The sequence below is a fragment of the Brevibacterium linens genome (genome assembly GCF_003999335.1).
GTDB classification, from domain to species: domain Bacteria; phylum Actinomycetota; class Actinomycetes; order Actinomycetales; family Brevibacteriaceae; genus Brevibacterium; species Brevibacterium linens.
On sequence record NZ_CP026734.1, the window covers coordinates 3403628 to 3416891 of the forward strand.

Below are 13264 nucleotides of genomic sequence, written 5' to 3' on the forward strand. Positions count from 1 at the left end.
CGGCGCCGCGCGGATTCAGGAGCCGGGCACCATCCAGGACAGCACCGTCGACTGGAGTCCGACGAGCAGACACATAGCGACGAGCATGCCCAACGACCAGCCGATGACGCGGCGGAGGATCGAGGACTCCTTGCCGAGCAGACCGACGGCGGTGGCTGCGATGGTGAGGTTCTGCGGGCTGACCATCTTGCCGAGGACACCGCCTGAGCTGTTGGCGCCGACGAGCAGCAGCGGATTGAGTCCAGCCTCGTGCGCGGCGGTCTGCTGCAGAGTGGCGAACAGTGCATTCGCCGAGGTGTCCGAACCGGTGACAGCAGTGCCCAGCCAGCCCAGGATCGGCGAGAGGAAGGCAAAGAAGGCTCCGGTGCCGGCAATCCAGGTGCCGATGGTGATCGTCTGGCCCGAGAGGTTCATGACATAGGCCAGCGCGAGAACCGATCCGACGGTGAGGATCGAGAATTTCATCTTCACAACGTTGACGATGAAGACATCGACGGCGTCTTTCGCCGACATCTTGTACACGATCGCGACGATGATACCGGAGATGAGCAGCAGAGTTCCGGGCGAAGACAGCCATTGGAAGTTGTAGATCGTGCTCGTCGAGACTTCGCCAGCGGCATCGAGAATGTTCCCATTCAGTCCGGGCCACGGAATCTTCACATCCGTGGATGCCAGCCAGTTGTTCAGCGCAGGCACGAGCTTGGCCACGGAGAAGATGACGATCACCAGCAGGTATGGGAAGAGCGCAAGGAACACCCGGGCCCCTGTCAGCGGTGCGGTCTCCTTCTTCACATCGGTGGCCACAGCTGCAGAAGCGCTGCCGGCGCTAGGGGCGGCGGCGCCTTCGTGTTCGCGCTCGTCGGCCATGCGGTCGAGTGCGTCCTGACCGCCCTTCGGCTTCCAGAACCGGAGCATGATGACGACGGCGGCGAGGCCGACGAGGGAGGCGATGATGTCGGTGAGTTCGACGGAGAGGAATGTGGCCGAAACGTACTGCGCGAGGCCGAAGGCGATGCCCACGACGAGGGCAAGCGGCCAGATCTGCTTCAGCCCACGACGCCCGTCGACGAGCAGGACGAGGAAGAGCGGCACGACTGCGGCGAGGAACGGGGTCTGGTGACCGACCATGGCGCCGATGTCCTGGTAGTCGATTCCCGTCAGAGTGCCGGCGGTGATGATCGGGATGGCGATGGCGCCGAAGGCCACGGGCGCGGTGTTGGCAACGAGGACGACGACGGCCGCTCGCATAGCGGTGAAGCCGACGGCGACGAGCATGACACCGGTGATCGCCACCGGGGCACCGAATCCGGCGAGCGCTTCGAGGAGGCCGCCGAAGCAGAAGGCGACGATGATGGCCTGGATGCGCGGGTCATCGGAGATGACGTTGATGACCAGCCTCAAGTCCTCGAAGTGGCCCGAGCGCACGGTGAGTTCGTAGAGCCAGATCGCGGTGATGACGATCCACATGATCGGGAACAGTCCGAAGGCGAACCCCTGTGTCGCCGAGAGCGCGGCGAGTCCGACGGGCATTCCGTAGGCGGCGATCGCGACGATGAGAGCGACGCCGACGGCGGTCAGTCCGGCCCAATGGGCCTTCCATTTGAGTGCGCCGAGGGTGACGAAGATCGTCAGCAGCGGCAGGATCGCCAGCAGGGACGACCACAGCAGGCTGTCGGCCACCGGTGCGATTTCAGGTGTGTACATGGCTTCTCCAAATCGGCCGGGCCTGCCCACATCGGGTCCGTTCCCCTGTGAACGCGCTCCGAACTCGAACGATCAGAATTTTCAGTATGGCCTTGATGAGGTCAGACCATTAATCTGAGCATAGGACGACGGTGTGATCTGCGTCAACTGTCCATCCGGCAGCGGCTCCGGTCACGCCCACGAGCAGTGCGCAGAGAGGCATGACATGATGGCGCGGTGGAGACGACCATGAACGATGACACGAACGAGGTCCGCCCGGAACAGACAGTCAGCGCCGAGGCGGCCGACGGTCCCGAATGGAAACCCGTGAACCGGGCGAACACCTATGAGCTCGTCATCGATGCCGTCGAAGAGCAGATCATGACCGGCTCGCTGGGCGTCGGAGATCCTCTCCCTGCCGAACGCGACCTGGCGACGAAGCTCGGTGTCAGTCGCGCCAGTGTGCGCGAGGCGCTGCGCGTGCTCGACAGCCTCGGCGTCGTCCGCTCCTCGGGCGGGTCCGGCCGCGGCGCTGGCACGTTCATCGCCGCGATGCCCTCAGCTGCACTCACCCGGTTCCTCCGCCTTCATGTGGCGCTCACGAACTTCAGCATCGATGACGTGACGGAGACGCGCATCCAGCTCGAACGCTCGAGCGCGATCCTCGCGGCGACCCGAGCCGATAAGGACGCACTGGCAGAGGTGAATGCACAGCTGGCGATGATGGACACTCCCGGGATCAGCCTGGAGACCTTCAACGACGCGGACACCGCGTTCCACGTCGCCATCGCTCAGGCGGCTGGAAATCAGCTGTTCTCCGACCTCACCGGGGCCATCCGCACCTCTCTGCGGAAGTCGATCTTCTCCTCATTCAGCCGCGTCGACGACCAGCAGGCGCTGATGGCGAAGCTGCAAGCCCAACACCACGGGATCATGGACGCCATCACCGCCGGTCGCGCCGAGGAGGCTGCAGCACTGACCGAGGAACACATCCGCTTCGCCGCCTCCCAACTCCCCGGCCTCTCCCCCGACTGACAACCCCCTTCCCCTTACTACCCGACGGCGGCCCAGCAACCTCGCGCGAGGTTGCTGGGCCGCCGTCGGGTAGCAATAGGGGTCAGGTGTGGAGGCGGACGTGGTGGAGGAAGCGTTCGGAGCGGTCACCGCCTGATGCCGTGACCTCTTGGCCCGCAGCGGCGTCGCTGTTGAGTGCGGCGGTCAGAGCGGCCTCGGCCGCCTCGGTGTCGAAGTCCTCACCGATGACGACGAGGACGCTGTCCGCGTCCAGCCGATCGCCGTCCCCCGCCCTCGAGGACGGAACCTTCGGGGCGGGGCGGGCCGCCTCGGCGACGTAGACGTTCGGGCCGACGGCCTGCACATCGAAGCTGCGTCGGCCGGACCCCACAGCCGCGAGCACGGTGCCCTTTACGCGATACACCCCGGGCGGGAGGTCTTCGACGAAATCCATCACCGCATCCGGATCGACAGGACCGCTTCCGTTGACGGTCACCGACTGGGCATGGCGGTGGGGCATGGATCCTTCGTCGACCTCGCCGTCGCCGAGCTCGTCGGCGGCCGCCTCGGCATAGGCCTGCCGCAGCAGTTCCCGAATCGGCAATTCGGGCTGGACCGGGTCCTCGCCGACGTCGGAGCCGCCTCGGCGAGGGTCCCGCGCTCCAACGCCTGGATCGAAGATCAGAGTGGGGTCGAGGCGAGCGTGGTGGGTGCCGATGACGATGACGCGCGGATTGCGTGCGTGGACGCGGGCACGCACGGCTTCGACTGTGCTGTCGCGGTCGGCGGCCGGCACTTGGTCGAGCTTGTTGACCAGCACCAATGTCGTCGCGGCAAACCGCAGAGGCGGCAGATTCGAGGTGTCGACGGTGTCGAAGTACATGGTGGCGTCGACGACGTCGATGACCCCGCCGAGGTGGAATCGGTGGTGGCCCATGCGGGTGATCATGCGAGCCAGGGTCAGGGGTTCGGCGAATCCGCTGGCTTCGACGATGATCGCGTCGAGGCGCAGCTGGGGGTTCGTCATCGCCACGAGCGCGTCCTCGAGCTCGGAATCATCGGTCAGACAGCACACGCAGCCGCCCGAGATCGACAGCGGTTCGTCGACCTGGCCGACGACGAGTCCGGCGTCGATGTTGAGGTCGCCGAAGTCGTTGACGATGACTCCGATGCGGGCGTCGGGGTGGCGCAGGAGGTGGTTGAGCAGGCTCGTCTTTCCGGCACCGAGGTAGCCGGTGAGGAGAATGACCGGGATCGCCGGTCTGCGTTGGGGTCCGCTCATTGCGCCTCCTCGGTGTTCGTGCTCGGTGGTTCGACAGAATGGGTTCCGCGGTGTGTGCAAGCCCCGTTCTCGGTACTGGGTCTGTCGTCGGGGTGGGGTGAACCGCCCGTTAATGGTAACGTGTTTCATTATTTCTCTCGCATATGCACGCTGACGCATATGCGACCACGACAGAATCGATAGGTTCGACAGAGACAATAGGTGCGAAAGGCACGACCCGGGAGGATACCCATGGCAGCTCCGCAGAAGAAGACGCGCAGCACCGCGCAGAAGGCGCTCATCGGCTCTGCCCTGGAATCCGAGACCCGCTTCGTCTCCGCCAAGCAGCTCCACCGCCGCCTCGAGGACGACGGGGCCAGCGTGGGCCTGGCCACCGTCTACAGGCAGCTCAATGCGCTTGCGCGCAGCGGCGACGCCGATACGATCACCATCGCCGAGACCCAGCTCTTCCGCGCCTGCGCACAGACCGAGCATCACCACCATCTCGTCTGCGAACGCTGCGGCACCGCCGTCGAGATCGATCCGCCGAGTGAGGACTGGATGCGCCAGATCGCGGCATCGAACGGCTTCGAGATCACGCATCACGTCTTCGAGATCTTCGGCCTGTGCGCCGACTGCCGGGCGGGCGACTGAGCGCAGCCGGAGCACCGCCTCGGCTGTCAGCCTGGTGAAACCGCATCAGCTTGGCGCAGGGGCCGAGCTGCGGCTGGTTCACCAAGCCGGCATTCGCGCCGAGCTGTTGAGGCCTCAGCCTCGACGCGCGGAGTCCCATGCGGGGAACTCGTCGTGAAACTCCAGCCAGGCCATCGGACCTGCCAGCAGCTCGGCATCGGTGAGGACGGCCCGGTCGAGCGCGTCGCACAGCCCCACCTCGTCGAGGTCGAAGCCGATGAATGCGAGATCCTGACCGAGCGCCAGCAGCTCCGCACCCCCGCCGGGAAGCGGATCGACGGACAGCGGTGAGAGCGTGAGCAGAGTGCCCGTCTGGTCCCAGTGCGCGGTCAAATAGGGCCGGGAGGCGAGCTTCGCGAAACCGGCAGAGCGGACGATGCGACCCCAGCAGCCTTCGCCGAGCGCCGCACTCAGAACCGCCTGCAGGCGCTGCGGGTGAAAGGGCCGCACCTGTTCGAAGCGGCAGGCGCGGACACCTCCCGATCGGGCCGGGGGCCGAAACTCCGAGTTGAGTATCGCCGTCCACCCCGCGGCAGGAGGCCGGTGCCCGAACTGCCAGCACACGGGCTCGTGCACCGCGCCGTCGCGCAGCAGGAAGCGCCTGGCCTCGGGCGCCAGATGCGCGATCAGCCCGCTCGCTGCCTCGACCACATCCGAATCGGAAGGCTCGGGCGCCAGCAGCGCCAGAGTCGAGGCGAACTCGATATGCGCAACGAGGGCTCCTGCGCGAACTTCCGAATCGAGATCGCTGTGCAGGCAGGCAAGGTCGAGCACGCAGACGAGGTCGGTGAGCACGGCTCGCGTTTCGGGGGCGCTCAGCGCTCCGATGATCTCCGCGCAGTCCGCATCGTCCCCGTATTCGAGGACGAACCCGTGCACCCCGGAGGTCATGCCGACCAGTTCGACGAGGCGGTCGATCGCCTCGATGCCCTGTTCCGTCTGCTCCGCAGGCACGAAGACATAGCCGCGATCTCTGGCCAGAGCCATCGCATAGTGCCTGCGCTCGGCCGCGCAGAGTCCGACGACGGCGATCGCTTCGATTCCGTCGACAATGGGTCTCCGATCACCTTCGGCTGATCCCTGCATTCGCTTCCCTTCGATCGAGAACATAGTATTGAGTCTAATGATACTCATTCTCACTAAGGAGTCACGCTCATGAAGGTTCGCCGTTCTCTGCGATCACTGAAGTGCCAGCCCGGTTCGCAGGTGGTCCGCCGCCGCGGCCGCGTCTACGTCATCAACAAGAAGAATCCCCGGTTCAAGGCCCGTCAGGGCTGAGTCGGGCGCGAATCGCTTCGAGCTCGGCTGCCGTATCGAAATCGCTCACCACCTCCGGGGCGACGGAGACCACAGCCGGTTCGAGTCCCGTGAGCAGCAGCTTCACCGCGCCATCCGTGGGGTCGCCGATCTCAGTGAGACGAGCACGCAGGAGCCCGGTCGGCCAGGCCGCGCAGAGGAACTGCGTCCTCCCTCGATCGTCGGTGCCCACGGCCGGGCGTCCGGTGGCCCGACACGTGGAGATGAGCTCACCGAGGTGGCCCGCCGTGACCATCGGCATGTCCCCGGCCAGGACGAGGGTGACGTCGGCCGTCTCGGCCTGAAATGCCGTCTCGGGCTGGAATGCCGCCTCCGTCGGCATCGCGTCCGCTGCGGCCGCGATCCCGGCCAACGGGCCCGCGAACTCGGGTTCTTCCCGGACCACGCGGACGCCTTTCTGCTCCGCACCCGAGAGTCCGTCTGCGGGTCCGGCCACCCACACCTGGGCGTCGGCTGCCGCACCGCGGATGCTCGCCAGGATTCGGGAGATCGTCGACCGTCCTGCCACCTCGACGCCGGGTTTGTGCTCACCTCCGAAACGTCGCGAACGACCGCCGGTGAGAATGATCGCGTTGACCGTCATACCTCGATCGTACCCACCGCGAACTCGGCGTTCAGCACCCCGCGGACGACGAAATCCGCAGCCCATCAGTCTCGAATCGGCGCTACTCTGGGCAGGAACACCCCCACATCGCGCACGCACCGTCGAGTGCGCCGCGCACCGTCAAGTGCCCGGAGGAAGATCATGTCGAAGTTCGACGTAGTCGAAGCGTCCATCGCCGATCTGCGAGCCGCCCTCGCCGACGGCCGCACCACCTCGGTGGAGCTCGTCGAGGCCTACCAGGACCGGATCGCCGCGTTCGACGGCCCCGACACCGACACGAAGCTCAACTCCGTGATCGTGAAGAATCCGCAGGCCCTCGCCGAGGCGGCCGCCTCCGACGAACGGCGCGCAGCCGGTCTGACGCTCGGTCCCCTCGACGGGATTCCGTACACCGCGAAGGACAGCTATATGGTCGCGGGCCTCACCGTGGCCTCCGGATCGCCGGCCTTCGCCGACCTCATCGCGCAGAAAGATGCGTTCACGATCGAACGGCTGCGCGCCGGCGGCGCCATCTGCCTAGGTCTGACGAACATGCCGCCGATGGCCAACGGCGGCATGCAGCGCGGACTCTACGGCCGCGCCGAAAGCCCGTACAACGCCGACTGGCTGACCAGCGCCTTCGCCTCGGGGTCCTCGAACGGCTCCGGAACGGCCACCACGGCGAGCTTCGCCGCCTTCGGCCTCGGCGAGGAGACGTGGTCCTCGGGTCGTGCACCGGCATCGCACAATGCACTCATCGCCTACACCCCCTCGCGCGGGGTCATCAGCGTGCGCGGGAACTGGCCGCTCGTGCCGACCATGGACGTCGTCGTCCCCCACACTCGCACGATGGCCGACCTGGCCGAGGTCCTCGACGTCATCGTCGCCGACGACGAGCAGACTCGCGGGGACTTCTGGCGCGTCCAACCCTGGGTGGAGATCCCGAAGGCGAGCGCGGTCCGTCCTGACTCCTATGCTGCGCTGCTGCCGGAATCGCTCGCGGCCGCACAGACGGTGTTGGCCGGCAAGCGCCTCGGCGTGCCGCGGATGTACATCAACGCCGATGACGACGCCGGCACGAACCCGGACGGCGGGATCGGCGGGCCCACGGGAGACCGAGTCGAGACGCGCGCCTCGGTGATGGAGGCCTGGCAGGCGGCGCGAGCCGATCTCGAATCCGCAGGCGCCGAGGTGGTCGAGACCGACTTCCCGGTCGTGAGCAACTACGAGGGCGACCGGCCCGGTGCCCCGACGATCGCGACGCGCGGGTTCGTCACCGCCGACTACCTCGATCGGGAGATCAACGACCTCTCGTCGTGGGGGTGGGACGATTTCCTCGCCGCGAACGGCGACCCGAACCTTTCCACCCTCGCCGAGGTGGACGGAGCCATGATCTTCCCCCACCCACCCGGTGCGCTTCCCGATCGATACGTCGGCTTCGACGATGACATCGCGACCTACCCGGAACAGGTGCGCACGAATCGATACGCCTCGGTCACGGAGATCCCCGAGCTCGCATCCGGTCTGCGCGGGCTCGAGGAGACCCGCCGGGTCGACCTCGAGGAGTGGATGGATGAGCACGGCCTCGATGCGGTGGTCTTCCCGGCGATGGCCGATGTGGGACCGGCGGACATGGACGTCGACGAAGCGTCGGCGGACCTGGGATGGCGCAACGGCACGTGGGTGGCCAACGGCAACCTCGTACCCCGTCACCTCGGCATCCCGTCGGTGACGGTGCCGATGGGAACCATGGCCGACACCGGTATCCCCGTGGGACTGACGATCGCCGGTCGCGGCTGGGACGATTCCGCACTCATCGAGATCGCCGCGGCCTTCGAAGCCACGGGTGAGCGCCGGCAGGTGCCGCCGCGGACTCCGAGGCTGTAGACACGCGGCAGCTGCGCCGGCTCACTCGCTCGCCGACTTCACGGTCCGGAGGCGAGATCGCGTTTTCGCCTGGAGGCGTCGCGCAGCTGCATCCATCCGGCGAGGATGAACCAGATGAGGAACGGGTAGGACGCGGCTCTCTCGACGATGCCGACGGGCAGGTTCCAGGTCTCGGGAGCGGCCAGGAACAGTGCTCCGGCGAGACCGAAAACGCCCAGTCCGAGAGTGAGCCCGCCGAATTCGACGGGACCGATCCAACGTTTCTCGGTCCACCGGATCAAGGCAATGCCTGCGGAGAGCAGACCGAGATTCTGGATTGCGGATCCGCCGATTCCGAAGACGGCGTGCAGCCTCGGATCGATATCGGCGGGGACCATCCCGGTTCCGGCCAACAGCATTCCGCCGGCGGCGAGCAGGAAGGACCCGCACCTGCCCCAACGACTCGGGGCGATCCAGTCGTGCCAGATGAAGGCGATGATCGCGAGCATCGATCCGGCGATGATGGAGACGCCGTTGACGAAGGGATGGGCAGGTGAGCAGACCTCGATCGGGGTTTCCGCGTCTCCCCAATCCCCGCATCCGGTCATTCCCAGGTGGCTGATGGGCTGCTGGGCGAAAGAGTAGCCGCCTTCGGACAGCAAAGCTGCGGGAATCTCGATGAGGATCGTGGCGATGGCGGCGAGCACGGCGAGAAGTGCCCACACCCGCTCGGGTTTGGGCGAAACGCGGATGGTGCCCGAACCGGCCACCTGTGCTCCTCCGTACGGCGACATCGGATGGTGGTCACGCTATCACTGCGCCCGCCTGAAACCTTCTGGTGAACCGGTCCGACCCCTGGCGTGTCGAGGCACAACAGTGGAAAAGTATTGACCATGGTCGACTACACGATTCTCGCCGAACGCGCTTTCACCCTCTTGCAGGGACATCACCAGGACGAACCCCTCGTGCTGCCGACCATCTGGGATGCCTGGTCGGCTCGCGCGATGGTCGACGTCGGTTTCAATGCGCTGAGCATCGGATCCCATCCGCTCGCCGATTCGCTCGGCCACGGCGACGGTGAGCAGATGACGCTCGAGCAGGCTCTCGAGGGAATCTCCCGGATCACCTCGGCGGTGGATGTTCCTGTCACCGCGGATCTCGAATCCGGGTACGACACCCCCGCCCCCGAACTCATCGCCGGTCTCCTCGATGCCGGAGCCGTCGGTGTGAACATCGAGGACACGGTCCACAGTCGCGGCAGCATGCGCAGTCCCGAAGAGCACGCCGAATACATCTGGAGCCTGCGCCAAGCCGCGGAAGCGCAGCGGGTCCATGTGGTCATCAATGCCCGCACCGATGTGTTCAAGTATCCGGGCGACTTCGACGACCCCACCGCCGAGGTGGTCCGCCGCCTTCGTCTGTGCACGGAAGCCGGCGCGGACTCCGTCTATCCCGTCCGGCTGCCCGATGTGGGCACGCTCACGTCGATCCTCGCGCAGATCACTCTGCCGCTCAATGTCACCGCGCACCCGATCAAGGGCGCGGTGCCCGAAGAACTCGACCTCTCTCAGCTCGCTGAACTCGGGGTCGGGCGCGTGACCTTCGGTCCGCTTCTGCAGGCGGCGCTGACCGACTGCTTCGCGGATTTCACGCGCGCTTGGCGGTAGGGTCATCCCCCTGCCGTCGGCATCATTCACTGCAACTCACCTCCACCCATCACACGAGGAGACGCAATGCCTGCCAACCCCCGCGAAGGCCAGCCGATCTGGATCGACTATGTCTGCCAGGACTTCGAGGCCGCCCAGAACTTCTACACTCAGCTCTTCGGCTGGGAATTCACCGACATGGGTGAGGACTTCGGCCACTACAACATGATCACGAAGGACGGAGGCAACGTCGGCGGCGCCATGCGAGCCATGAACATGGACGGCACCCCTAGTCCGGAGATGCCCACAGCCTGGTCGACCTACCTGCACACTGGCGACATCGCCGGAACCTATCAGGCTGCGCTGGGCGCCGGAGCGGCCGAAGTCGTCGGCCCCATGCCCGTCGGCCCGCTCGGTCAGATGGCTGTCGTCGTCGATCCGACGGGATCACCCATCGGCATGTGGCAGCCCGGTGAGTTCTCCGGCTTCGATACTCCGCTCACTCCGGGAACTCCCGTGTGGTTCGAACTCATGACGACGAACTATCAGGCGGCCAATGATTTCTATGCCAAGGTCTTCTCATTCGACATCACCCCGATAAAGGGCTTCCCGTACTCGACACACGGCGACGGCGACGAGGCTGTGGCCGGAATCTGTGATGCCAGTCAGTGGGCACAGAACTCCTACTGGCGCACCTACTTCAACGTCGAAGACGCCGATGCCTCTGCCGCGAAGGTGACCGAGCTCGGCGGCACAGTGCTCGCCGGTCCCGAAGACTCCCCGTACGGTCGCATCGTCACGGTCACCGCCCCGGAGGGTGCGACGTTCCAGCTGCAGCAGAATCTGTGACCATTACCGAGGCGGCCCGGCTCAGTTGCGCACGGTCGCAGTCCGTCCGTCGCTGAACCGACCGTGACTGACACCGATCGTGTCGCACCGCTGTGGCGGCGATCTCCTCAAGCCGCAAGCTGAGGAGTCGTCGCCGCAGCGATTTTCGACGTCGCGCCCAGCCACCTCAGGCCCGCAGAGCGAGCGCGAACGGCAGCACCGAGGTGGCTCCCGCCTTGCGCAGCAATCGTGCACACACCGTCATCGTCCACCGCGAGACGACCTCGTCGTCGACGAGCAGCACGGAATTCCCGGCCACTGCCTCCTCGACTTCCGGAGGAACAACGAACGCCTCGTAGAGGTCTTTGACGCGGAAGGCACTGTTGACGTCGGGGGTGCCGTGGTCGCCGACCTGCAGCAGTTCGCCACCGTCGATGAGACGGCCGGCCGCCGCAAGGTTCGCGGCCAGAGACCGCACCGTCACGGGACGGCGATTGCTCGGGATCGATACGACCACCTCGGGCCGAGTTTTCCAATCCCACTGCGCCAGGACTTCGAGGCACCACTTGCCGATCTGACCGGGCACCTCGGCGTCGGGAGCATCCGGAGCAAGGAACGCCCGGAGGGTCTGCCCCTGCCCGAGGTCGGACAGCCGCGCGATCGCGCGCCCCTCCTCGGCGAGTTCCTCGGCCGGGATCCGGCCCTTGAACGGGACGCCGATATTGGCCAGCCCGCTGGGCCAGGTGCTGCGCGGCTCGATGGGCAGGCCGATCTTGTGCAGGTTTCCGGCCGCTGCCTGACGCTGTTCGTCAGAGATCTCGGCGGAGAACCACACTCCCGCGCAGTTGTCGCAGCGACCGCAGGGCTGCGGATCGGGATCGTCGAGCTGACGGATGAGGAACTCCATCCGGCACTGCCCGGTCGCCTCATAGTCGAGCATGGCCTGGGCCTCTTCGGCTCGGACGGCCGCGACTTTCTCATACCGGTCCCGGTCATAGGTCCACCCCAGCCCGGTCGAAACGTACCCGCCCTTGACCTTCGTCACGGCGTCTTCGACCTCGAGGGTCTTGAGCAGCAGGTTGAGTCGGGAGCGTTTGGTTCCGACCAAGGTCTCCAAGCGAGCCACGGACAGGGGCCCGTCCGCCTCAGCGAGGGCTGCGAGCACGGCATTCGCGTCATCCTGGTTCGGCATCGACGCGGTCGCGAAGTACTCCCAGATCTGCTCATCGTCCGCGCCCGGCAGCAGGAGCACGTCGGCGGAGTCCGTGGCGCGGCCGGCGCGACCGACCTGCTGGTAGTAGGCCACGGCCGAGGAGGGCGCGCCGATGTGGATGACGAATCCGAGGTCGGGCTTGTCGAATCCCATGCCCAGCGCCGAGGTGGCCACCAGTGCCTTGAGGCGGTTGTCCTTGAGCTGCTGTTCGAGTTCGGCGCGCTCTTCGGCATCGGTCCGGCCCGTATAGGCGCGGACCTCGTGGCCTTGTTCGCGCAGCATTCGGGTGATGTCCTCGGCGGCAGAGACGGTGAGCGTGTAGACGATGCCGGACCCGGTGAAGTCGTTCAGGTGCGAGGCCAGCCAGGCGATGCGGGCACTGGCGTCGAGCCCGCTGAGGACTCCGAGACGCAGGGAATCGCGGGCGAGTTCGCCGCGGACGACGGTGGTGTCATCGCCGAGCTGTTCGGCAACGTCGGCGACGACGCGGGAGTTTGCGGTTGCCGTCGTCGCGAGCACCGGGGTATCGCGAGGCAGTTCGGACAGGATCCTGCCGATGCGGCGGTAGTCGGGGCGGAAATCGTGGCCCCAATCGGAGATGCAGTGGGCTTCGTCGACGACGATGAGGCCGAGGAAGGCCAGCAGCTGCGGCAGCACTTCGTCGCGGAACTGCGGATTGTTCAGCCGCTCCGGGGAGACGAGGAGGACGTCGAGGCTGCCGGCTTTGAGGTCCTCGAGCACGGAGTCCCATTCGGTGACGTTCGATGAGTTGAGGCTGGCGGCGCGGACCCCGGCGCGTTCGGCTGCGGAGATCTGGTCGCGCATGAGCGCCAGCAGCGGGGAGATGATGAGGCTCGGCCCGGTGCCCGAGGCCCGGAGCATACGGGTGGCGACGAAGTACACGGCCGACTTGCCCCAGCCGGTGCGCTGGACGACGAGGACGCGTTTCTTGCCCTGCACGAGGTCGCGGATGGACTCGAGCTGGCCATCGCGGAACCGCGCGGTCGGGTTCGCGGTGAGCTCGGCGAGGATGCGCTGCGCCTCGATCGCGAAGTCGTCAGGCGTGCCGGAAGAGCCGGCAGCGGGTGGGGATGTCGGGGTGGATTCCGTCATGGGGTCAGTCTAGGTGGAGGCACTGACATCGCGGGCCGCTCCCCGCG

The 13264-nt window shown here is 66.4% G+C and carries 12 protein-coding genes; 6 read left to right on the plus strand and 6 right to left on the minus strand.

Features of this window, described 5'->3' with window-relative positions; genetic code table 11:
- Positions 1 to 15 precede the first annotated feature (15 nt).
- Complete coding sequence (locus CXR29_RS15380) at positions 16 to 1704, minus strand: L-lactate permease (protein ID WP_127365011.1); 1689 nt, start codon at positions 1702 to 1704, stop codon at positions 16 to 18.
- Positions 1705 to 1932: 228 nt separating this feature from the next.
- Between CXR29_RS15380 and CXR29_RS15385 the strand changes: the two genes are divergently transcribed.
- Entirely contained in the window at positions 1933 to 2718 is a 786-nt protein-coding gene (locus CXR29_RS15385; RefSeq protein WP_127365012.1) for a FadR/GntR family transcriptional regulator, read from the plus strand.
- Between the two features lie 82 nt (positions 2719 to 2800).
- On the opposite strand, the gene CXR29_RS15390 is transcribed toward CXR29_RS15385, so the two are convergent.
- On the minus strand, positions 2801 to 3979 hold the full coding sequence (locus tag CXR29_RS15390; protein ID WP_127365013.1) for a CobW family GTP-binding protein: 1179 nt from the start codon (positions 3977 to 3979) through the stop codon (positions 2801 to 2803).
- 231 nt (positions 3980 to 4210) lie between these two features.
- On the opposite strand from CXR29_RS15390, the gene CXR29_RS15395 reads away from it, so the two are divergent.
- Positions 4211 to 4612: a Fur family transcriptional regulator gene (locus tag CXR29_RS15395; RefSeq protein ID WP_127365014.1), complete on the plus strand. Its 402-nt coding sequence runs from the start codon at positions 4211 to 4213 to the stop codon at positions 4610 to 4612.
- A gap of 114 nt (positions 4613 to 4726) precedes the next feature.
- Here CXR29_RS15395 and CXR29_RS15400 read toward each other — a convergent pair whose 3' ends face one another.
- Positions 4727 to 5761 (minus strand): GTP-binding protein, encoded by a 1035-nt coding sequence (locus tag CXR29_RS15400; RefSeq protein WP_164742844.1) that lies wholly within the window; start codon positions 5759 to 5761, stop codon positions 4727 to 4729.
- Between the two features lie 45 nt (positions 5762 to 5806).
- Here CXR29_RS15400 and ykgO point away from each other — a divergent pair, with 45 nt between their 5' ends.
- Positions 5807 to 5929: a type B 50S ribosomal protein L36 gene (gene ykgO, locus CXR29_RS15405; RefSeq protein ID WP_127365016.1), complete on the plus strand. Its 123-nt coding sequence runs from the start codon at positions 5807 to 5809 to the stop codon at positions 5927 to 5929.
- On the opposite strand, the gene CXR29_RS15410 is transcribed toward ykgO, so the two are convergent.
- Positions 5910 to 6551 (minus strand): NTP transferase domain-containing protein, encoded by a 642-nt coding sequence (locus CXR29_RS15410; protein WP_127365017.1) that lies wholly within the window; start codon positions 6549 to 6551, stop codon positions 5910 to 5912. The two genes, ykgO and CXR29_RS15410, sit on opposite strands and share 20 nt — an antisense overlap.
- A gap of 162 nt (positions 6552 to 6713) precedes the next feature.
- Here CXR29_RS15410 and CXR29_RS15415 point away from each other — a divergent pair, with 162 nt between their 5' ends.
- Positions 6714 to 8438 (plus strand): amidase, encoded by a 1725-nt coding sequence (locus CXR29_RS15415; RefSeq protein WP_127365018.1) that lies wholly within the window; start codon positions 6714 to 6716, stop codon positions 8436 to 8438.
- A gap of 38 nt (positions 8439 to 8476) precedes the next feature.
- Here CXR29_RS15415 and CXR29_RS15420 read toward each other — a convergent pair whose 3' ends face one another.
- Positions 8477 to 9211: a DUF998 domain-containing protein gene (locus CXR29_RS15420; RefSeq protein ID WP_127365019.1), complete on the minus strand. Its 735-nt coding sequence runs from the start codon at positions 9209 to 9211 to the stop codon at positions 8477 to 8479.
- Positions 9212 to 9310: 99 nt separating this feature from the next.
- Between CXR29_RS15420 and CXR29_RS15425 the strand changes: the two genes are divergently transcribed.
- Together CXR29_RS15425 and CXR29_RS15430 are read left to right on the plus strand one after the other, a co-directional pair.
- Positions 9311 to 10084, plus strand: a complete 774-nt coding sequence (locus CXR29_RS15425; protein ID WP_101554480.1) for an isocitrate lyase/PEP mutase family protein — start codon at positions 9311 to 9313, stop codon at positions 10082 to 10084.
- Positions 10085 to 10150: 66 nt separating this feature from the next.
- A complete protein-coding gene (locus CXR29_RS15430) occupies positions 10151 to 10912 on the plus strand; it encodes a VOC family protein (protein WP_101596204.1) in 762 nt (253 codons plus the stop codon).
- Positions 10913 to 11078: 166 nt separating this feature from the next.
- Here the strand turns inward: CXR29_RS15430 and CXR29_RS15435 are convergent, their stop codons facing one another.
- The gene (locus CXR29_RS15435; RefSeq protein ID WP_127365020.1) at positions 11079 to 13217 is read right to left on the minus strand and encodes a RecQ family ATP-dependent DNA helicase; all 2139 of its coding nucleotides are present in this window, start codon (positions 13215 to 13217) and stop codon (positions 11079 to 11081) included.
- Positions 13218 to 13264 lie beyond the last annotated feature (47 nt).

Excerpts from the sequence above, each read along its gene's own strand:
- CXR29_RS15380 (WP_127365011.1), bottom strand. The coding sequence starts at position 1,704 with ATGTACACACCTGAAATCGCACCGGTGGCCGACAGCCTGCTGTGGTCG.
- CXR29_RS15385 (WP_127365012.1), top strand. The coding sequence starts at position 1,933 with ATGAACGATGACACGAACGAGGTCCGCCCGGAACAGACAGTCAGCGCC.
- CXR29_RS15390 (WP_127365013.1), bottom strand. The coding sequence starts at position 3,979 with ATGAGCGGACCCCAACGCAGACCGGCGATCCCGGTCATTCTCCTCACC.
- CXR29_RS15395 (WP_127365014.1), top strand. The coding sequence starts at position 4,211 with ATGGCAGCTCCGCAGAAGAAGACGCGCAGCACCGCGCAGAAGGCGCTC.
- CXR29_RS15400 (WP_164742844.1), bottom strand. The coding sequence starts at position 5,761 with ATGTTCTCGATCGAAGGGAAGCGAATGCAGGGATCAGCCGAAGGTGAT.
- ykgO (WP_127365016.1), top strand. The coding sequence starts at position 5,807 with ATGAAGGTTCGCCGTTCTCTGCGATCACTGAAGTGCCAGCCCGGTTCG.
- CXR29_RS15410 (WP_127365017.1), bottom strand. The coding sequence starts at position 6,551 with ATGACGGTCAACGCGATCATTCTCACCGGCGGTCGTTCGCGACGTTTC.
- CXR29_RS15415 (WP_127365018.1), top strand. The coding sequence starts at position 6,714 with ATGTCGAAGTTCGACGTAGTCGAAGCGTCCATCGCCGATCTGCGAGCC.
- CXR29_RS15420 (WP_127365019.1), bottom strand. The coding sequence starts at position 9,211 with ATGTCGCCGTACGGAGGAGCACAGGTGGCCGGTTCGGGCACCATCCGC.
- CXR29_RS15425 (WP_101554480.1), top strand. The coding sequence starts at position 9,311 with ATGGTCGACTACACGATTCTCGCCGAACGCGCTTTCACCCTCTTGCAG.
- CXR29_RS15430 (WP_101596204.1), top strand. The coding sequence starts at position 10,151 with ATGCCTGCCAACCCCCGCGAAGGCCAGCCGATCTGGATCGACTATGTC.
- CXR29_RS15435 (WP_127365020.1), bottom strand. The coding sequence starts at position 13,217 with ATGACGGAATCCACCCCGACATCCCCACCCGCTGCCGGCTCTTCCGGC.